The organism is Photobacterium sp. GJ3, from assembly GCF_018199995.1.
Taxonomy (GTDB): domain Bacteria; phylum Pseudomonadota; class Gammaproteobacteria; order Enterobacterales; family Vibrionaceae; genus Photobacterium.
Genome location: NZ_CP073578.1, coordinates 3304093 through 3323140, shown reverse-complemented (window position 1 = coordinate 3323140; position 19048 = coordinate 3304093). Strand labels below are relative to the sequence as shown.

Sequence of the window (19048 nt, the reverse complement as noted above, 5' to 3'; positions counted from 1 at the left end):
CGAGCTAAAAGAGGCCACATTGAATATTTTTTAAATACTTCCATCAATAGGAAATATATAAGCTGAAATGGCTATTAACAGATGGAAACAAAAGCGAATTAAATCTCGTTAATGCTTTGTTAAATAGATCAAAAAAGCACCAATAATGGTGCTTTTTACATTTAGTAACAGATGTTTCTGAAAGCTTAGATTTTCGGCGGTAATGCCAGCGCCAGACCTTCTCGGGAAAGGCGGTTTGCGGCGGCTTTATCGTTCAGCTTCTCCAGCACCTCGACCAGATAGCTGTAGTCTGACACCGACGGGTGCAGCTCAATTGCTTTTTCCAGATGAGTCCGGGCTTCTTTATATTTCCCGTCCCGCAGGTACAACTGGCCCAGCGCACTGTGCGTTGTCGCGTTGCTGCTGTCGTAACGCAGTAAGTCTGTCAGTGTCACGATCGCCGGATGGTTGTCGGTCAGCTTCAGCGTGGGCATCAGTCGTACCAGATCCGGGTCAATTTTCTTACGCAGTGCTTCGCGCAGTACGGTGTAGGCTTCACTGTCGGCATTCCGGGCACACATTTCATGGACGAAACAGGTGACCAGGGCCGGGTTTTGCTTGGCCTTGCGACTCAGGCTGTTCCAGTGGCCCATCAGACCATCGCTGCCACTGTGCTGGCTGATCTGAGCCATCAGGCCGCATTCGGCTTTGACTGTCAGCGCATCCGTCTGTTCTTCAGTCAGGCTGCCATGTTTTTTCAGCGCGGGCAGCAGGCCCAGCAGTGCTGGCCAGTCTTCCAGTGCGACATAGCATTGCTTCAGCAGTTCCAGCAGCAACGGGTTACGTGGATGGGCGCCTTTGACATCCTGCAGCGTCGCCACCGCTTCTTCGTATTGATGATGGCGGCACTGAAGACGGGCGCGGGTAAGGGCGACGGCCAGACTTTCGCTGTCCAGTTCGGCTGCCAGACGCAGATATTCATCCCGCTGGTGGAACTGACCTTGCTCCTGCGCTGCTTCTGCGGCAGCCAGATAGTTCAGCAACGGTGTTTCACTGTGAGTCGCTGATTTAACGACAAGCTTTTCAGCCTGTTTCCAGTCACCTTCCAGCACTTTGACCAGACCGTTGGAGGTCAGCTGGCGGGCTTTGCGGGTTTTCCGGCCGGAGAAAAAGCCACGGGTGACACTGCTCAGCGACAGCAGCCACTTGATCAGATTTTCCAGCAAGAAAAACAGCCCGAACAGCACCACAACCAGCAGCAGCAGGGTCGTCAGGCTCATTTCCAGGGTTTGATTCGCAGCGGAAATCAGCACGTATCCCTGATTTCCGGCCAGCATCGGACCCACGATGATCCCAGCAATCAGGGCTGCGACCAGCAACAAAAGTTTAATCATGCCGGATCCTCCTCACCCTTGATGGGTGCCACTTGCTGGCGCACGCGCTGGTTGATGAGTTCCGACAGGATGGCTGGCGATTCCAGCGATTTTGGATAGCTGACTTCAATTTGCTGCTGTCCAAGTTCATCTAAGGTCTTGATGAAGTTCTGGGTTTTCGGATCGTCCGTTTTGTAGAACTGGCCGGCCCAGTCTTTCGCCTTGCTCAGAGATTGGGTGTAAAGCTCGCCCTGTTCACGGAAGACGGCACGAATGGCAGTTTCCAGCTTCGACTTGATGTTTTCCTGCAGGTAGAAGTTCTGATCCGGCGAGAGCAGTGGAATCACATTGCCGTCGCGTTTGCGATAGGTGACGAAATGGCCGCTGAACTGCTTGAGCGACGTCATCAGGTTGGATTTCCAGTCGGAAATCGACTCGCTGACTTGCGCCTGCTGTGGTTCTTCCAGGGATTCCGGCACGATGGCATTGGCCAGTGGCAGGGTATCGACCTGAGCCTGCAGGCTGGTCAGGCGCAAGGCCAGACCGTCGCGGTCAATCCGGGCAATCGACTTCAGCTTTGTAATGTCATTGCTCAGGGCGCTGCGCAGATCGGTCAGGCTCGGGTCACCGAGCTGGGCGATACGGCTGTCTGCGGATTGCAGCAGCAGGGTGGCACTGGTCAAATCATGTTCCAGCGAGAGTTTGCGTTCGGCCATGCGGGTCAGATAGTCTGCTTCCGCCAGCAGCCAGTCGTTCGGACGGCGGCCTTTGAGCTCAGACAAAGCCGTGCGCAGGGCATCCACATTGTTGGCCTGCTGTTCCAGTGCCGTCGACGTGGTGGCCAGTTGTTCTGTCACGCTGGCTTTGACGGATGCTTCGCTTTGGGTCAGCGCGGATTTCATGTCGCTCAGTTGCTGTTGCAGGGTAGCCAACTGTGCCTGCTGTGCCTGATTTTGCTGGTGGCCGTGATAGTACAATCCCGCGCCCAGCAGAATCACCAGTGCAATCGCGACGATGCCGGTTTTGCCCCCGCCGGATTTGGCAGGTGTCTGCTTGGCCGGCTCTTGGGCAGCACGGCCAGTTGATTTCGGCTGGTTGTCGGCAGTTTTCGGCGTGTCCTTTGCCTTCTCAGCGGCATCAGACTGGTTGCCTGCCTTAGGGTGATCGTTATTGGTCTTCTTCTCAGTCATCCGTTTATCCCGTTATGCCTGTTGTACTTAGGGCAGTAAGCAATGCAGCATTACTGGCACTGCCTACCATGGTTACGTGGCGAAAGCCGATGTCCCTGGCTTCTGTTTCAATACGCTCACTGGGCACCAGCAACCGACAACCATAGAGCCAGTCACGGGCCTGAACCGGCAGGAGCCGGACCAGATACGCCAGTTGCTGGCCGCTGGTGACAACCAGTGTGTCGACGCCTTGTTGCTGCCATTCCGGGTACAGTGTGTCACCCTTGAGTGCCAGCCAGTGTCGCGCATAGGTTTCACAATAGGAGACGCTGGCCTGTCGTTCGACCAGCGTCTCGAAAATCAGTTCACGGCCGCCGTTGCCGCGCAGAATCAACACTTTGTGCTGTGCAGGCTGTGCCAGTTCCGGCAGGGCCAGCAGGCCTTCACTGTCTTCTCGCTGCGGTGCTGCCACCATTTGGCCGCAGGCTTGGGCAAAGACTTCAGCTGTCTGCTGGCCCACGGCAAGATAATGCACGCCTTCTGGCCAACTAATGTGTTGTTCTGTCAGATAAGTATGCGCCATTTTTACCGCATGGGTGCTGACAGCAATCACACAGTCTCCTTCTTGCAACGCAGCAAGTTGATCACCCAGTCGTGGCAGGCCGCTGCCCGGTGCGATGGTCAGCAGCGGTTGCACCAGCGATGCAATGCCCCGTTCGGCCAGTGCAGACGCCAGCGCATCCCCTTTGGGGGCTGGCCGGGTGATCAGAACCGTCATTCGGCTTCGTCGTACAGTCGGGTCAGAATGTCACGGGCGCCGCGAGTCAGCAGTTCTTCTGCCAACTGAGTGCCCAGCGCTTCTGCATCGGCAATCGGGCCGCGAATTTCACCGGCAACAATCTGGGTGCCATCCGGTTCGCCAACCAGTGCACGCAACCAGACCTGATCGCCTTCCAGTTCTGCATAGCTGCCAATCGGCACCTGACAGCCACCTTCCAGGCGATTGTTCATCGCACGTTCACACAGAACGCGGGTGGTAGTGGTCTCGTCGCTAAGGACATCCAGCAGCGAGCGGATACGGGTATCATCCAGACGGCATTCGATGCCCACGGCACCTTGACCGACAGCTGGAAGACTGACTTCAGGCTCGAGCGCGCAGCGAATGCGATCTTCCATTTTCAGACGTTTCAGGCCAGCGCAGGCCAGAACGATGGCGTCATACTCGCCATCGTCGAGTTTACGCAGGCGGGTGGCAACGTTGCCGCGCAGTGTTTTGATCTGTAAATCCGGGCGGCGGGCCAGCAATTGACACTGACGGCGCAGGCTGGAGGTGCCGACGATTGCACCCTGGGGTAATTCATCGACATGGGCATAGTGGTTGGAGACAAAAGCGTCCCGCGGATCTTCACGCTCACAAATGGTAACCAGACCTAAACCTTCCGGGAATTCGACGGGCACGTCTTTCATGGAATGCACCGCGATATCAGCCCGGTTTTCCAGCATGGCCTGCTCCAGTTCTTTGACGAACAAGCCTTTGCCGCCCACTTTGGCCAGTGGGGTGTCCAGAATGATGTCACCTTTGGTGACCATAGGAACCAGTTCCACCACGATTCCCGGGTGCGCTGATTCCAGTGCCGCTTTAACATACTCGGCCTGCCACAGTGCGAGCGGGCTTTTACGGGTGGCGATCCGGATAGGCTTCTCAGTCATAAATAGGAGTCCATCTAATTGCTTTAAATATGGTTTATTTCCACTAATCGTACCACTCCGGCACAGGGAAGGTAATGTCGATGTTGTGCCTAGTGCGGTGAAGCGCTTTTGTCCTGTTCTGTGACATCACAATCGCGATCTGGATCACATTAATGTATGTGATCTGGCTTCCAAAGTCTGGGGTGCTGGCGATTTTTTCTCATTGTACTATTTTGAGGTCATATTGAACGGACTTGTCCACCCAGTGCCGCTTGCGCAGTTTGCATAAACCATACAGACTTTACGGATAGCCGGAAAACTGTTAGATTGATCACGTTTTTGCTCACGAATGGCGCGCCGATTGCTCGAACAATGACAAGATTCGGGCCGCGCTGGATGCTGGTAGCTCTTGGAAGAGTAATTTGCAAAATTATATTAATTCGTTAATTGGCAGGCTGGATAAACATAACCAGCGTCGGGTCGAGCGTGCCCGGCTTGCCATGAATGCACAGTCCGAACAGGTGTTCAGCCTGTTGCCAGTGCTATTGCATGTGAATCATCCGGATTTACCTGGCTACCAGAATGCCGAGGTACCTCAAGGTATTTCTGCTTATTTCCCTTCCGATCGCCAGATGTCCCTGGCCTGTGAATACTTCAATCTTGATCGCACCGCACTGACGGGTGATGTCGAAGCGGCCGCTGGTGATATCCTAGGCCTGTATGCTATGGGCAGTACCTCGTCGCTGGGTCAGAGTCTGACCAGTGATCTGGATATCTGGGTCTGTATTCGCACCCGGATGCCGCTCGAAGAGCGTGAAGCGCTGCTCAACAAGTGTAAGGCCGTCTCGGCCTGGGCCATGTCCTATGGTGTCGAAGCCAACTTTTTTCTGATCGATGACAACCGCTTCCGCCATAATCGCTCAGAGGCTCTGAGCGGCGATAACTGCGGCTCCAGTCAGCATCTGTTGCTGTTAGACGAATTTTACCGTTCGGCGGTGCATCTCGCCGGGCAACGTTTCCTGTGGTATCTGGTGCCGCCGGAAATGGAAGAATGCTACGACGAATACGTGGCTTATCTGGCGGAAGATGGCTATATCAACCGGGATGAGTGGATTGATTTCGGCGGCCTGTGCCGCATTCCGGCGGAAGAGTATTTCGGCTCCAGCTTGTGGCATCTGTATAAAAGCATCGATTCACCTTACAAATCGGTCCTGAAAGCAATCCTGCTGGAGGCCTATTCCTGTGAGTATCCGCATACGCAGCTGTTGAGTGTGGACGGCAAACGCCGCTTCTTCTCGGAACAGTCGACCCATTATGCGATGGATGCCTACTACCTGATGCTGGAGAAGGTGACCCGCTATCTGGAGCGGATTCATGACCATCGTCGTCTGGATCTGGTGCGCCGCTGCTTTTATCTCAAAACCCATGAGAAACTGACCCGTGAACCCGGAGTGGGTTCCGTGGTATGGCGCCGGGAAGTGCTGACTGAATTGACAGCAGAGTGGCAGTGGTCGCCGGAAGTGATTGCAGAACTGGACAACCGCCGGAACTGGAAAGTTGAGCAGGTGAAACGGGCGCACAATGAGCTGCTCGATGCTTTGATGCTCAGTTACCGGAATCTGATCCTGTTTGCCCGCCGTAACGACATTACCTCGTCAATCAGTCCGGAAGACATCAGTATTCTGGCCCGGAAACTCTATGCCGCTTTTGAGGTGCTGCCGGGCAAAGTGACCTTGCTGAACCCGCAGATTTCACCGGACTTGCATGAGTCGGATCTGACGTTGATTCAGGTGCCTGCCGGCCGGACCAATACCGCAGGCTGGTATTTGTATAAGCAGCCGCTGGATCCGTTTGCGATTCTCGGCCAGCCGTCGCTGGAGCATAACCGCTATCTCAGCAAATTAGTGGCCTGGGCGTATTTCAACGGCCTGCTGACCGAAACCACCAGCCTGCATGCGGTGGTCCGGGATTCGTCGATGGATATCGACAAGCTGTATCAGCTGGTCAGTGATATTCGCAATACCTTTTCGATTCGTCGTCCGAAGCCGAGTCTGGATGCGTTATCCAGCCCGTGTGAAATCCGTCAGTTGGGAATTTTCATCAACCTTGAGCAGGATCCGACGGAAGAGTTGAAGAGCCGTGCGGTGAAGTTCGACTTTAAAAATACCGATATTTTCAGTTTCGGACCGGAGCAGGCTTGTCTGGTGGGCAGTGTGGATCTGGTGTACCGGAACTCGTGGAACGAAGTGCGGACGCTGAACTTCAAGGGCGAGAATGCCATGATGGATGCCCTGAAGACGATTCTCAGCAAGATGCATCAGGATGCCATTCCGCCGGAGTCTGTGGATGTGTTCTGCTACAGCAAACATATGCGCGGGATGATCCGAAATCTGGTGTATCAGCTGGTGGCCGAATGTATCGAGATGCGTCTGATGCCAGTCGAGCTACAGGAGAAGCAACGCCGTTTCAAAGCCATTCGAATCGGCAGCCAGACCCATGGTCTGTTCTTTGAGCGTCGCGGTGTCTCGGTACAGAAGCTTGAAAACTCTGTCGACTTCTATCGCTGTATTTCCAGTAATAAGCTGCTGGGCAGTGCCAGCGTGGTGGTGGGCAAAACCGATGAGCCGCATCCGCCATCGATTGTCGATGCTTATGCCAGCGAAGGGTTAATTCAGTTTTTCTTTGAAGACTGCGAGAACGATGGATTCAATATCTATATTCTCGATGAAACCAACCGGATTGAAGTTTACCGTCAGTGCAGCGGTAATATGGACGAAATGGTCCATGGCGTGAACCGCTTTTATACGTCGGCACAGGACAGATTCAGCTACAGCTCGAACTTTATCAACTTCAACCTGCCGCAGTTCTACCATATTGTGTACAGCGAAGAAGGCGAATGTCAGGTGCTGCCTTACAAGAGCGGTTATCAGGCCGAACGGCGGATGGCGGCAGACAACGACAGCTCGATGTCTGAATCCGGCTCCGGTAACGGCGGCCATCTGAGTTTATCCTGAGGCAGTCCCGCAGCCTCAAACCGGCGCGTCTCTGACCGGACGCGCCGCCAGTCTTTACCAGTCGACTTTCTCTTCGGCGTGCAGGGAGCACTCACGTTTGATCAGAGAAATCAGCTCTTCACCACTCCGGGTGCAGTGCCAGATCCCTTCCTGATACTTAAAGTGATAGCCACCTGATTTTGAAGCCACCCAGATTTCGTGCAGCGGCTCCTGGCGGTTGATGACGATCTGGCTGCGGTTTTCAAACTCCAGCGTCAACACATTGCCTGTCGTTTCATATTCAATATCGGCACCAGACTGGTCGATGCCTTCTTCGATATGCATCAGTACCTGATCGGCCAGTTTATGAAATTCAGTATCGTTCATCCTGTTCGTCCTATTGCTTTTCCGAGTGTGGGTGCGATTATAGAGGGCATTGCAATCATTATCACTGGCTTTCAAAATGCGTAAAGGTTTCATCGCAACAATTATCCTGACCATACTGACGCTGACTGGCTGTGGCCAGACCGGCCCGCTTTACATGCCAGCGGATCAGCAGAATAACGAACAAACCGAATAATCGCTGCCACAACAGGGAAGAGACGACATTGGACTACTTTAATTATCAGCAAGACGGCCAACTTTACGCTGAAGATATTGCACTGACCGAGCTGGCCGAGCGATTCGGTACCCCGCTTTATGTGTATTCCCGCGCCACGCTGGAGCGTCACTGGCGTGCGTTTGACAGTGCTGTGGCGGATCACCCGCATCTGATTTGCTATGCCGTAAAAGCGAACTCGAATCTGGGCGTGCTGAATGTGCTGGCCCGTCTGGGCTCCGGATTTGATATCGTCTCGGTTGGCGAACTGGAACGTGTGATGGCTGCGGGCGGTGATGCGGCGAAAGTGGTTTTTTCCGGTGTTGGTAAAACGGCTTCTGAAATGCGCCGTGCGTTATCGCTGAACATCAAATGTTTCAATGTGGAATCTGAGCCTGAGCTGGAACGCCTGAATCAGGTGGCAGGCGAAATGGGCAAAGTGGCAACCGTGTCGCTGCGGATCAACCCGGATGTGGATGCCAAAACCCACCCTTACATTTCCACCGGATTGCGCGATAACAAATTCGGCATTGATTTTGAGCGCGCGCCGGAGGTGTATCGACTGGCGCACAGCCTGCCGAACCTGAATGTGGTCGGCATTGACTGCCACATCGGCTCGCAGCTGACGGAGCTCGCGCCTTTCATTGATGCCACGGATCGTCTGCTGGCCCTGATTGATACCCTCAAAGCGGAAGGTATTGTGATTCGTCATCTGGATGTCGGCGGTGGTCTGGGTGTGACCTATAACGACGAGCAGCCACCATTGCCGTCGGATTATGCCAAAGCGCTGCTGGATCGGCTGGAAAATCACCGCGATCTGGAACTGATTTTCGAACCGGGCCGCGCGATTGCTGCCAATGCCGGAGTGCTGGTCAGCCGTGTGGAATATCTGAAACATACGGAGCACAAGAATTTTGCCATTCTGGATGCGGCCATGAATGACCTGATCCGTCCGACCCTGTATCAGGCGTGGCAGGCGATTGTGCCTGTGGTGCCACGGGAAGGGGAACCGAAAGAATATGACTTTGTCGGTCCGGTCTGCGAAACCGGGGATTACCTCGGTAAAGAGCGTCTGCTGAAACTGGAGCAGGGCGATCTGGTCGCGGTGCGTTCCGCGGGCGCTTACGGCTTTGTGATGTCTTCGAACTACAACACCCGTCCGCGTGTGGCAGAAATCATGGTGGATGGCGATCAGGCGCATGTGGTGCGTGAGCGTGAGACGCTGAGTCAACTGTGGCAATCTGAGCACCTGCTGCCTTAACCCGACACGAGAGTACGCCGATGCAGTTTCAATTTTCTAAGATGCATGGTTTGGGAAACGACTTTATGGTCGTCGACTGTGTAACCCAGAACATCTTCTTTTCCCCGGACGCCATCCGGCGTCTGGCAGATCGGCATCGCGGGGTGGGGTTTGATCAACTGTTGGTTGTCGAACCGCCTTATGATCCCGAAACGGACTTTCACTACCGGATCTTCAATGCCGACGGCAGTGAAGTGTCTCAGTGCGGTAACGGTGCCCGTTGTTTTGCCCGGTTTGTGTCCATGAAAGGCCTGACCAACAAGTATCGGATTGCCGTCAGCACCAAAGCGGGCAAGATGATCCTACAGCTGGAAAATGACAATCAGGTGACCGTGAATATGGGGGAGCCTGCGTTTGCGCCGGAGAAAATTCCGTTCACGGCCAAGCAGGAAGAGAAAACTTATATTCTGCGTGCAGACAATTACACCGTGATGTGTGGCACTGCCAGCATGGGAAACCCGCACTGCGTTACTGTGGTCGACGATGTTGAAACGGCGGACGTCGAGACACTGGGCCCGTTGCTGGAGAGTCACGAGCGCTTTCCTGAGCGGGTCAATGTCGGCTTTATGCAAGTGCTGTCGCGTGATGCTGTCCGGCTTCGGGTTTATGAGCGCGGCGCCGGGGAAACCCAAGCCTGTGGCAGTGGTGCCTGTGCGGCTGTGGCCATTGGCCAGCGTCAGGGGCTGCTGGACAGCCAGGTGAAAGTCAGCTTGCCGGGCGGTGATCTGCATATTCGCTGGGCCGGAGAAGGGAAACCGCTGTATATGACCGGACCGGTCGCGCATGTCTATGATGGCCAGATTACGTTGTGAACCCGTCAGCGCCGATGTATAGACAAGCCGATGGTCAGCGGGGAATAACCCCGCTGTACTTTACCCAATCAAGTAAACGATCGTTATGACTGAAATGACCCAACTGGACAAACGCCCGGTTGATGATGAAGAGGCCGCACCGCTCAACCCTGAGTCGGTCGTGGCCTTTTTAGCACAACATCCGGATTTCTTCCTGCATCAGCCTGAACTGCTTGAGCAGTTGCGTCTGCCCCATGCCGAGCGCGGCACTGTGTCGCTGGTCGAGCGGCAAATGGCACGGCTGCGCGATAAGGTCACCACACTGGAAAAGCAGATTGATACCATGATGTCGGTCGCCGCGTCGAACAGTGCATTATTTAACACTTTTGCAAGGGCGCAACAGCAGTTATTTCAGACCCATAATATCTATCAGGCGCTCAGTGTGCTGACCACGCTGGCTACTGAGCTGGAGCTGAGCATCAGCGTGCGCCTGTTCGACAGTCTGGATAATGACCTTTATCTGAGCCGTCAGGCTTTTGAAGGCTTTCGCCGGGCTCGTCTGAATGCCCAGCATGTCTATCTGGGACGACTGCGAAAAGTGGAGAGCGAGCTGCTGTTCAACCAGCCGCCGCAACTGGGTTCCTTTGTGGTGTTGCCGTTGGGCGACCCGGAACGACCGGATGGCATTCTGAGTTTTGCCAGCCGGGATGGTGGTCATTTTCAGCCGGACATGGACACCCTGTTTGTTGAGCAACTGGCCAGTGTGCTGGCGCGGTTGATCCGTCACTGGGAATACAGCCGGGAGGTCATTGAGTGAGTCTGCCAGCCAGCCTGACTAAATCTCTGGATCGATTTTATGAGTATCTGCGCAGTGAGCGGGAACTGAGCCTGCATACGCAGCAAAATTATAAACGCCAGCTCACGACCATTGCCGAGCAACTGCTGGAGCTGGGCGTCAGCGACTGGCAGACCCTGGATGCGGGCTGGGTGCGCCAGCTCGCCAGCAAAGGGATGCGTGATGGCCTGAAGGCCAGCAGCCTGTCGATGCGATTATCTGCACTGCGCAGTTTTTTGGATTATCTGGTTCATCAGGGGGAGCTGACTGCGAACCCAGCCCGGGGCGTGTCGGCACCGCGCAAGTCGCGTCCGCTGCCGAAAAATCTGGATGTGGACGAAATGGACCAACTGCTCAGTGTGGATGAAAACGATCCCCTGTCGGTGCGGGACCGGGCCATGATGGAGCTTATGTACGGTGCGGGTCTGCGCTTGTCTGAACTGGTCGGGCTGAATGTGAAAGACATCAGTCTGAGTAAAGGCGATCTGCGGGTGATCGGTAAAGGTGATAAAGAGCGCATCGTCCCTTTTGCCGGACTGGCCCGGGAATGGGTTGGCATCTGGCTGAAGCTTCGGGGGAATCTGGCTGCACCCGGCGAACCGGCCCTGTTTGTTTCCAAACTGGGCCAACGGATCTCCAATCGAAATGTGCAGAAACGGATGGCAGAGTGGGGTCAGAAACAGGCGGTTTCCAGCCATATCAATCCGCACAAACTGCGACACAGCTTTGCGACGCATATGCTCGAATCCAGTGGTGATCTGCGCGCAGTGCAGGAACTGCTGGGGCATGCGAATCTCAGCACCACACAGATCTATACCCATCTCGACTTTCAGCATCTGGCGAAGGTCTATGATCAGGCCCATCCGCGGGCTAAAAAACGTAAGTAAGCCGAACAGAAGGAGCTGGCACCATGCAGTTTTACCGCAGTTTTCGTACCCCAAAAGCCATGACCTTTGATCTGGATGACACTTTGTACGACAACCATCCGGTGATCCAGCGGACGGAACGGGCCATGCATGACTGGCTGGCGCAATCTCATCCGGCTTCAAAGACCATGTCTCCCGGAGACTGGCAGCGCCTTAAGTATCGTCTGGCCCGGGAGAATCCCATGCTGCGTCACGATGTGACCGAATGGCGCCGGGTGATGCTGCGTACCGGACTGATGGCGCTGGGATACACACCCGATCTGGCTGCAGAAGCGACCGAAGAGGGGCTGGAACGGGTGCTGACGGTGCGCAATCAGGTGGATGTGCCAGCCCAGACCCATGAAGTTATGCGTGAACTGGCCCGTCGTGTGCCCTTGCTGGCGATCACCAACGGCAATGTGGATGCCGATAAAATCGGGCTGGGGCAGTATTTTTCGAGAGTGCTGGTGGCTGGCCGGGATGGGTTGTCCAAGCCCGAGCCGGACTTATTTGCCCAGGCCCAGGCTTTATTGGGCGTCGCCCCGCAGGACATTCTGCATGTGGGCGATCATCTGGTGAGTGACGTTGAAGGCGCACGCCGCAGCGGTTTTCAGGCGTGCTGGCTCAATGATCAGCAACGTCAGTTACATCAGGAAGCCCGCGTGAAAGGGCTGCCGGATGTCGAAATTCACACCTTATCGCAGTTGCTGCAACTGGTCTGAAACGCACTACTCCAGCAAACGGCTGGGTCGGCGTGCCAGGCCGGACAGATGGTCCAGTGAGAGTAACCCAGCGCCCCAGAAGACATTGACCAGCAGCATCATGCCCCACAGCTGGTGGTCATAGAAGCCTTTCTCCCACAACAGCGGATAGGAAACGACCGCGATCATGTTGAACACAAACAGCAGCAGGGCCATGGGCCGCGTCAGTAATCCCAGCACCAGAAAGACCGGCAAGATCAGCTCGGCTGCTGTGCCCAGATAGGCCGCGATGCGCCAGGGCAGCAGCGGGACCTGATATTCGTACTCAAACAGATACAGGGTGCTGTCCCAGCTCTGGTATTTGATCAGGCCTGAGTTGAAGAAAATCCAGGCGACCCAAAGCCGGGTCAGCAACAGCAGCAAGGGTTTGAGCGGGGTCAGTATCCGGTTGCACTGATTGTCGATGTCTTTGATGTAATAAAACATATCCAGCCCTCATCTCAGCGTGCTGTGGTATCCGTATATTGGATACCTGAAAAAATACGGGTAAAGACTTGCCGGGTGATGAAATCAGACAAGGCGGCAAGCATGGTATCGCTGGCACGATCCAGTGTGATCTGTTGTCGGGCCATGGTCACCAGCGCTGTGCCTGCACCCGAGGTCGGGAAGACTGCCGGGCCGGGGCACACCACAGCGGATTCCGGTGCGGTCATGTCTAAATGGTCGAACTCGTTGGCCTGGATGGCCAGCCATAGTGAAGCGACCGCAAAGTCACTGTCGAGCAGCCAGCAGTGTTCACGAGGGATCAACCGGGCGGTGGCCAGCCGGGTTTCGGTCAGTCCCTGTAACTGTGCCATGGGGAAATCTGGTCCGGATTCTGTCGTCAGGCTGGCTCTGTCGACCAGCCATTCCAGCCGGGCCAGATCCGCCAGATACGGCACAGCCTGGTGCAAATCGGGCTGGGATTGAATGGTGAGATCGAGCCCCTTCCCATACTGACTGACATCGCCGGTTTCCGAGGGGGTGGTCAGGATGTGCTGGCGGGCCAGTGCCGTAAAACACATCTCACCCACCACAGCTTTGACGGCCGGATATGTGGCCTCCAATACCTCGGTCAGGCTGATGATAAAGTTATTGCGGTAAATCTGCAGCCGTTGCTCCGCGCTGAGCCCTGCCTCGGTGATGTGTCCGGCGATCTCACTGGGCTGATAGTGCAGGGCCTCGGCAAATCGGGTTTGCAGTTCGGCCAGTTCGGGCTCTTCACGCTTGCTGACGGACATGATGGGATGTCTCCGGCTGGATGCTGCGCAGAATCTGCCGGGCTTTCTCGGCTTCTGCCAGCAGTTCGGGCAATGGCGGAATATCCAGATCCCACTCAATCAGCGTCGGAACCGGGCCATGACGGCCGACCCAGTCCCGGTACAGTTGCCAGACCGGCTCGCTGACCGGGCGGCTGTGCGTATCAATCCAGATCTCGTTTTCCTCCAGTTGCCTGACGATGAAACCCGCCAGATGAATTTCTTTCACCGCGGCGGGGTCGATGGCGTCCAGATAGGTCTGGCAGTCGAAACCATGGTTAAAACTGCTGACATAAATATTGTTCAGATCCAGCAGCAGGCCACAGCCGGTGGTGCGCTGGACCTGACTCAGAAAATCCCACTCCGTCATGGTGGATTGCCTGAAACTCAGATAACTGGATGGATTCTCCAGCAATAACTGACGACCGAGTGTGTCCTGAACTTGCTGGATTTTTCTGCAGACGACCGCCAGGGCTTCGTCGGTGTAGGGCACGGGCAGTAAATCATTGAAGTATTGGCCGTTGACCGAACTCCAGCTGAGGTGATCGGAGATGGCGATGGGCTGAATGTCATCTACCAGCGCTTTCAGTTGCGCCAGATGCTGTATATTGATCGGATCGGCCGAACCCAGTGACAGACCAATACCATGACAACTGATCGGAAAGGATGTCGCGATGGTATTTAAGGTTTGGCGCGCCGGGCTGTGCGGGATGAAAAAATTTTCACTGTGGATTTCCAGCCAGCCAACCTGAGGCTGGGGGAACTGGGTAAAAAGATCCAGGTGGGGGGCACGCAGGCCAACCCCAACCTGTTGAAAGGCGTAATCATTCATGGTGATTAGCTGCTTTGGGTACTGCCACCATTCAGACGATCACAGAGGCCTTTGGGGACCATGATAAAGGCATCTTTCTGGCCGTCTTGTTTGGATGTACCAGCGCAGGAGCTGGTTTTGGTTGCACAGTCGTTTTTACCGGCTTTGGCGACACCGTAGCATTTTTCTTTCGCACCGCTTTCAGCGGCAATGGCAGGTGTGGTTCCTGCCAGAATCAGCAGGCCGGAGACAGCGGTGGCTAAGGCGAGATTACTCTTTTTCATCTTCATTCCTCTTGTCAGATCAGTGAGATGTTGCCACTTACGAGCATCAGATGGTGCCAGACAGCAGGCTCTTTTGTATCGTAGACGCTCTTCCTCAGAGTAGAAAGGACAAGGGTAAGATAAATTTCAGACTCAATCACAGTTTTCTGCTCGTAATTCAGATCCGTCACTTCCGTGAGACAGGGCAGGAAATCTTTAACCGAGCTGTTATAATCACCGCCAGTGTATAAATAACCAGTAGAAAGGCGATGGACGTTTCACTCTTGTTAGATGGTCTGAATGACAAACAGCGCGAAGCGGTGGCGGCACCGCTGGGGAACCATTTGGTACTGGCTGGTGCCGGCAGCGGCAAAACCCGGGTGCTGGTGCACCGGATTGCCTGGTTGCTGCGGGTTGAAGAAGCCTCGCCTTTCTCTCTGATGTCGGTGACCTTCACCAACAAAGCTGCCGCCGAGATGCGCGGCCGGATCAATGCGCTGATGCAGGGCACCTGTGCCGGAATGTGGAACGGGACCTTTCACGGTCTGAGTCACCGCATGCTGCGTGCTCACTACCTCGACGCGAAATTACCGGAAGACTTCAATATCATCGACTCGGATGATCAGATGCGCCTGTTGCGGCGTCTGATCAAAGCCCAGAATCTGGATGAGAAGCACTGGCCGGCCCGTCAGGCTGCCTGGTATATCAACGGCAAGAAAGATGAAGGTCTGCGTCCGTCGCATGTCGAGACCTTCAACGATCCGGTTGAGCAGACCTGGCTGAAACTTTATACCGCCTATCAGGATGCCTGTGACCGTGCCGGTCTGGTGGATTTTGCCGAGTTGCTGTTGCGCTCGTTTGAGTTACTCAAGCATAACAAGCACATTCGTGAGCACTATCAGGCCCGTTTCAAGCACATTCTGGTGGATGAGTTTCAGGACACCAACAACATTCAGTTCGCCTGGCTGCGTCTGATGGCGGGTCCGGATTGCCATGTGATGATTGTCGGGGACGATGATCAGTCGATTTATGGCTGGCGGGGCGCCAAGGTCGAAAATATTCAGCGCTTCCTGCGGGAATTTTCCAATGCATCCAGTATTTTTCTGGAGCAGAACTACCGTTCGACCGGCAATATTCTGCAGGCAGCCAACGCCCTGATCGCCAACAACAACGAGCGGATGGGGAAAAACCTCTGGACTGAAGGCGGTGAAGGCGAAAAGATTTCGATCTACTCGGCATTCAATGAGCTGGACGAAGCCCGGTTTGTGGTTGGTAAGATCAAAGCCTGGCAGGAGAGCGGTGGTGCTCTGAATGACACGGCCATGCTGTACCGAAGCAATGCCCAGTCACGGGTGCTGGAAGAAGCCCTGATCCAATCGGGGATGCCTTACCGGATTTACGGCGGGATGCGTTTCTTCGAACGTCAGGAAATCAAAGATGCACTCTCTTACCTGCGTCTGATCTCCAATCGCAACGATGACGCTTCGTTTGAGCGGGTGGTGAATACCCCGACGCGTGGTTTGGGGGAGCGAACGCTCGACACCATTCGTATGGCGGCCCGGGATCGCGGAACCACCATGTGGCAGGCGAGTGTGGCGCTGCTGGATGAGCAGGTGCTGGCGGGCCGTGCGGCCAATTCGCTGCGCCGGTTTGTGGAGCTGGTGAACGCACTGGAAGATGACACCCGTGACATGCAGTTGTATCAGCAAACCGATGAAGTGATTCGCGCCTCCGGTTTGCGGGCGATGTACGAGCTGGAAAAAGGCGAGAAAGCGCAGGCCCGGATTGAGAACCTGGAAGAGCTGGTGACGGCGACCCGTCAGTTTGAGGTGCCGGAAGAAGCGGAAGCGATGAGCCCGCTGGCTGCGTTTCTGTCCCATGCCGCCCTGGAAGCCGGTGAAGGCCAGGCCGATGAATATGATGACGCAGTTCAGCTGATGACGCTGCACAGCGCCAAAGGTCTGGAATTTCCGATGGTCTTCATGGTGGGCGTGGAAGAGGGGATGTTCCCGAGTTTCCGCACTTCTGAAGAGCCGGGCCGCCTCGAAGAAGAGCGCCGCCTGTGCTACGTCGGGATGACGCGGGCCATGGAAAAACTCTATATTACTCATGCAGAAATGCGCCGTCTGTACGGGAAAGACAACTTTCACAAAGTGTCGCGTTTTGTCCGGGAGATCCCGGATGAGTTTGTGGAAGAAGTGCGGATGAAAGCTCAGGTTTCCCGCCCGACGGCGAGTGGCCGGTTCAGTCAGACACAGGTGAATGAAAACTTCACTCAGACCGGCTTCAATCTGGGTCAGCGGGTTCAGCACCCGAAATTCGGTGAAGGGACCATCATCAACTTTGAAGGCAGCGGCGCCCAGAGCCGGGTACAGGTCGCTTTCAATGGCGAAGGGATCAAGTGGCTGGTGACTCAGTACGCGAAGCTGGAATCCGTGTAACGTCTCATTCATTGCTGTTAAAAACGCGCCGTGCTCCTGAGGAGGCGGCGCGTTTTTGATCCTGCCGGTCGGGAGACAGCCGCTTACTGCGCGACCACTTTACCTTCCCGGCGCGGGTCGGCAGCGCCGTTCAGCTGGCCGCGGAAAATCCCGATAGCCTGAACCCCGGAGTTCAGCGGTTTGATCTGAACGTCAAAGCCGAGTTTCTCCAGCTCAGGGGCCCAGCGTTCTGCGGCGGTGCCCTGTTCCAGCTCGAACGGACCAAAGCGGTTGTTCATATTCGGCAAATCCACCGCTTGCTGCAGGCTCAGACCCCAGTCGAGATGGGCAACCAGCGTCTTCGCCACATAGCCGATGATCTGGCTGCCGCCCGGAGAGCCAATCGCCAGTACCGGCTTGCCATCTTTCAGGACAATGGTCGGTGCCATGGACGAGCGTGGGCGTTTGCCCGGTTCGACCCGGTTGGCAATGGGCATTCCGTTGTCATGAGTGCTGAAAGAGAAGTCGGTCAGCTCGTTATTGAGCAGGAATCCGCGCACCATCAGGCGAGAGCCGAAGCCGTTCTCAATGGTGGTGGTCATGGAGATCATATTGCGGTCTTTATCGACCACCACCAGATGGCTGGTGGACGGCAGCTCAATCGCATTGTCTTTGCCATAATTCATCGCATGTGACCAGGGCGGCAGACCGGCACTGACTTCCTTCAGCGCCTGATTGCTTTTCAGCAGACTGGCCCGTTGCTGCAGATAATTTTTATCCAGCAATCCTTCGGTGGGCATCGGCACAAAATCACTGTCAGCCATGTAACGGCCGCGATCGGCGAATGCCAGTCGCGAGGCGTCGCCAATCAGGTGCCAGCTCAGGGCTTTATTCGGACCGAGTTCCTTCATCGGATAGTGGCTGAGCATGCCCAGGATCTGACCCAGCGTCAGCGCACCGGAACTCGGCGGACCCATGCCGCAGACATCATACTGACGATAAGGGGCACAGACCGCCGGGCGCTCTTTCACGCGGTAAGTCGCCAGATCCATGGTATTGAGCACACCCGGATTGCCCGAGGCTTCCCGGACGGTTTTCACGATATCTTTGGCAATATCGCCATGATAAAAGGCACTCGCGCCCCGTTCAGCAATTTGCTGTAACGTATCGGCATAGGCCGGATTTTTCAGGGTTGCGCCGGCTTGCAGCGGCTGACCGTTCGGGTAGAAATAGGCTTGGGTCGCCGGGAATCGCTGCAGGCGCTCGCTGTCTTCCTGAACCAGTTGTGCCAGACGCGGACTCACGGTGAATCCGTCACGGGCCAGTGTCAGCGCGGGTTCAAACAGATCTTTCCAGGGCAGTTTGCCCAGTCGCTGATGCGTGTGCCACAGCAGTTTGACTGTGCCCGGTGTACCGACCGAACGACCACCCACGACCGCGTCATAGAATGCGAGCGGCTGGCCCTGATCATCCTGAAACAGTTGCGGTGTGACTTCAGCAGGGGCTGTCTCACGGCCATCAAAAGTGGTCAGTGCATCTTTTTCACTGTCCCAATACACCAGAAAAGCACCGCCACCCAGTCCAGATGACTGCGGTTCAGTCAGTCCCAGCACGAGCTGCGCGGCAATCATGGCATCGATCGCGTTGCCGCCTTTGGCAAGCATGGCTGCGCCCGCATCGCTGGCATAGGGGTTGGCGGTGGCGATCATCCAGTCTTTGCCGGTGACCTGGGCATTATGTTGAAAGCCTGTGGCCCCTTCGGGCGCAACCTGATCGGCGGCTTGCTCGCTGAATGCGGAAGCAGAGAACAGCAGGCCAGACAGTGCCAGGGTAAGCGCAGTCCTTTTCATGGCAGATCCTTCTTAAAATTGTTGTGAATCAAGGGATAAGAAACGGATAGAGCATAGATGGTTTTACCACAGA

18 protein-coding genes are annotated in these 19048 nt (G+C 55.5%); 8 read left to right on the top strand and 10 right to left on the bottom strand.

What is annotated here, in order from left to right; genetic code table 11:
• Nucleotides 1-185 precede the first annotated feature (185 nt).
• Genes KDD30_RS15525 through hemC form a run of 4 tightly spaced genes read right to left on the bottom strand, consistent with a single transcriptional unit; the run spans nt 186 to nt 4231 of the window.
• On the bottom strand, nt 186-1373 hold the full coding sequence (locus KDD30_RS15525; protein ID WP_211646637.1) for a heme biosynthesis HemY N-terminal domain-containing protein: 1188 nt from the start codon (nt 1371-1373) through the stop codon (nt 186-188).
• A complete protein-coding gene (locus KDD30_RS15520; protein ID WP_211646636.1) occupies nt 1370-2542 on the bottom strand; it encodes a uroporphyrinogen-III C-methyltransferase in 1173 nt (390 codons plus the stop codon). The genes KDD30_RS15525 and KDD30_RS15520 overlap by 4 nt, the downstream gene beginning before the upstream one ends.
• Before the next feature lie 4 nt (nt 2543-2546).
• Nucleotides 2547-3299, bottom strand: coding sequence for a uroporphyrinogen-III synthase (locus tag KDD30_RS15515; protein ID WP_211646635.1), 753 nt, complete (start codon nt 3297-3299; stop codon nt 2547-2549).
• Entirely contained in the window at nt 3296-4231 is a 936-nt protein-coding gene (hemC, locus tag KDD30_RS15510; RefSeq protein ID WP_211646634.1) for a hydroxymethylbilane synthase, read from the bottom strand. The genes KDD30_RS15515 and hemC overlap by 4 nt, the downstream gene beginning before the upstream one ends.
• Before the next feature lie 401 nt (nt 4232-4632).
• Between hemC and KDD30_RS15505 the strand changes: the two genes are divergently transcribed.
• On the top strand, nt 4633-7224 hold the full coding sequence (locus KDD30_RS15505) for a class I adenylate cyclase (protein WP_211646633.1): 2592 nt from the start codon (nt 4633-4635) through the stop codon (nt 7222-7224).
• Nucleotides 7225-7278: 54 nt separating this feature from the next.
• Here KDD30_RS15505 and cyaY read toward each other — a convergent pair whose 3' ends face one another.
• Entirely contained in the window at nt 7279-7590 is a 312-nt protein-coding gene (gene cyaY / locus KDD30_RS15500) for an iron donor protein CyaY (RefSeq protein ID WP_211646632.1), read from the bottom strand.
• Nucleotides 7591-7666: 76 nt separating this feature from the next.
• On the opposite strand from cyaY, the gene KDD30_RS15495 reads away from it, so the two are divergent.
• The 6 genes from KDD30_RS15495 to yigB all read left to right on the top strand — a co-directional run bounded on the left by KDD30_RS15495 (nt 7667) and on the right by yigB (nt 12354).
• Nucleotides 7667-7783 carry a lipoprotein gene (locus KDD30_RS15495; RefSeq protein WP_211646631.1) on the top strand — a complete coding sequence of 39 codons (117 nt, stop codon included), beginning with the start codon at nt 7667-7669 and terminating at the stop codon, nt 7781-7783.
• 28 nt (nt 7784-7811) lie between these two features.
• Nucleotides 7812-9062 carry a diaminopimelate decarboxylase gene (lysA, locus tag KDD30_RS15490; RefSeq protein WP_211646630.1) on the top strand — a complete coding sequence of 417 codons (1251 nt, stop codon included), beginning with the start codon at nt 7812-7814 and terminating at the stop codon, nt 9060-9062.
• Between the two features lie 20 nt (nt 9063-9082).
• Entirely contained in the window at nt 9083-9913 is an 831-nt protein-coding gene (dapF, locus tag KDD30_RS15485; protein WP_211646629.1) for a diaminopimelate epimerase, read from the top strand.
• Nucleotides 9914-9998: 85 nt separating this feature from the next.
• Nucleotides 9999-10709, top strand: a complete 711-nt coding sequence (locus KDD30_RS15480; RefSeq protein ID WP_211646628.1) for a DUF484 family protein — start codon at nt 9999-10001, stop codon at nt 10707-10709.
• The gene (gene xerC / locus KDD30_RS15475) at nt 10706-11614 is read left to right on the top strand and encodes a tyrosine recombinase XerC (RefSeq protein ID WP_303566266.1); all 909 of its coding nucleotides are present in this window, start codon (nt 10706-10708) and stop codon (nt 11612-11614) included. The genes KDD30_RS15480 and xerC overlap by 4 nt, the downstream gene beginning before the upstream one ends.
• A 23-nt stretch (nt 11615-11637) precedes the next feature.
• The gene (yigB, locus tag KDD30_RS15470) at nt 11638-12354 is read left to right on the top strand and encodes a 5-amino-6-(5-phospho-D-ribitylamino)uracil phosphatase YigB (protein ID WP_211646627.1); all 717 of its coding nucleotides are present in this window, start codon (nt 11638-11640) and stop codon (nt 12352-12354) included.
• 6 nt (nt 12355-12360) lie between these two features.
• Here yigB and KDD30_RS15465 read toward each other — a convergent pair whose 3' ends face one another.
• The 4 genes from KDD30_RS15465 to KDD30_RS15450 are packed head-to-tail and all read right to left on the bottom strand — an operon-like array spanning nt 12361 to nt 14726.
• Nucleotides 12361-12819: a DoxX family protein gene (locus tag KDD30_RS15465; protein ID WP_211646626.1), complete on the bottom strand. Its 459-nt coding sequence runs from the start codon at nt 12817-12819 to the stop codon at nt 12361-12363.
• Nucleotides 12820-12833: 14 nt separating this feature from the next.
• Complete coding sequence (locus KDD30_RS15460; protein WP_211646625.1) at nt 12834-13613, bottom strand: DNA-binding domain-containing protein; 780 nt, start codon at nt 13611-13613, stop codon at nt 12834-12836.
• Nucleotides 13594-14463: a DUF692 domain-containing protein gene (locus KDD30_RS15455; RefSeq protein ID WP_211646624.1), complete on the bottom strand. Its 870-nt coding sequence runs from the start codon at nt 14461-14463 to the stop codon at nt 13594-13596. The genes KDD30_RS15460 and KDD30_RS15455 overlap by 20 nt, the downstream gene beginning before the upstream one ends.
• Nucleotides 14464-14468: 5 nt before the next feature.
• Nucleotides 14469-14726: a DUF2282 domain-containing protein gene (locus KDD30_RS15450; RefSeq protein WP_211646623.1), complete on the bottom strand. Its 258-nt coding sequence runs from the start codon at nt 14724-14726 to the stop codon at nt 14469-14471.
• A 248-nt stretch (nt 14727-14974) separates the two neighbouring features.
• Here KDD30_RS15450 and uvrD point away from each other — a divergent pair, with 248 nt between their 5' ends.
• A complete protein-coding gene (uvrD, locus tag KDD30_RS15445) occupies nt 14975-17146 on the top strand; it encodes a DNA helicase II (protein ID WP_211646622.1) in 2172 nt (723 codons plus the stop codon).
• Between the two features lie 83 nt (nt 17147-17229).
• Here uvrD and ggt read toward each other — a convergent pair whose 3' ends face one another.
• Entirely contained in the window at nt 17230-18975 is a 1746-nt protein-coding gene (gene ggt / locus KDD30_RS15440) for a gamma-glutamyltransferase (RefSeq protein WP_211646621.1), read from the bottom strand.
• Nucleotides 18976-19048 lie beyond the last annotated feature (73 nt).

Coding starts and splice junctions, on each gene's coding strand:
- dapF (WP_211646629.1), top strand. CDS start 9,083: ATGCAGTTTCAATTTTCTAAGATGCATGGTTTGGGAAACGACTTTATG.
- hemC (WP_211646634.1), bottom strand. CDS start 4,231: ATGACTGAGAAGCCTATCCGGATCGCCACCCGTAAAAGCCCGCTCGCA.
- KDD30_RS15465 (WP_211646626.1), bottom strand. CDS start 12,819: ATGTTTTATTACATCAAAGACATCGACAATCAGTGCAACCGGATACTG.
- KDD30_RS15520 (WP_211646636.1), bottom strand. CDS start 2,542: ATGACTGAGAAGAAGACCAATAACGATCACCCTAAGGCAGGCAACCAG.
- KDD30_RS15525 (WP_211646637.1), bottom strand. CDS start 1,373: ATGATTAAACTTTTGTTGCTGGTCGCAGCCCTGATTGCTGGGATCATC.
- KDD30_RS15455 (WP_211646624.1), bottom strand. CDS start 14,463: ATGAATGATTACGCCTTTCAACAGGTTGGGGTTGGCCTGCGTGCCCCC.
- uvrD (WP_211646622.1), top strand. CDS start 14,975: ATGGACGTTTCACTCTTGTTAGATGGTCTGAATGACAAACAGCGCGAA.
- KDD30_RS15495 (WP_211646631.1), top strand. CDS start 7,667: ATGCGTAAAGGTTTCATCGCAACAATTATCCTGACCATACTGACGCTG.
- cyaY (WP_211646632.1), bottom strand. CDS start 7,590: ATGAACGATACTGAATTTCATAAACTGGCCGATCAGGTACTGATGCAT.
- KDD30_RS15515 (WP_211646635.1), bottom strand. CDS start 3,299: ATGACGGTTCTGATCACCCGGCCAGCCCCCAAAGGGGATGCGCTGGCG.
- KDD30_RS15450 (WP_211646623.1), bottom strand. CDS start 14,726: ATGAAAAAGAGTAATCTCGCCTTAGCCACCGCTGTCTCCGGCCTGCTG.
- ggt (WP_211646621.1), bottom strand. CDS start 18,975: ATGAAAAGGACTGCGCTTACCCTGGCACTGTCTGGCCTGCTGTTCTCT.
- KDD30_RS15480 (WP_211646628.1), top strand. CDS start 9,999: ATGACTGAAATGACCCAACTGGACAAACGCCCGGTTGATGATGAAGAG.
- yigB (WP_211646627.1), top strand. CDS start 11,638: ATGCAGTTTTACCGCAGTTTTCGTACCCCAAAAGCCATGACCTTTGAT.
- KDD30_RS15460 (WP_211646625.1), bottom strand. CDS start 13,613: ATGTCCGTCAGCAAGCGTGAAGAGCCCGAACTGGCCGAACTGCAAACC.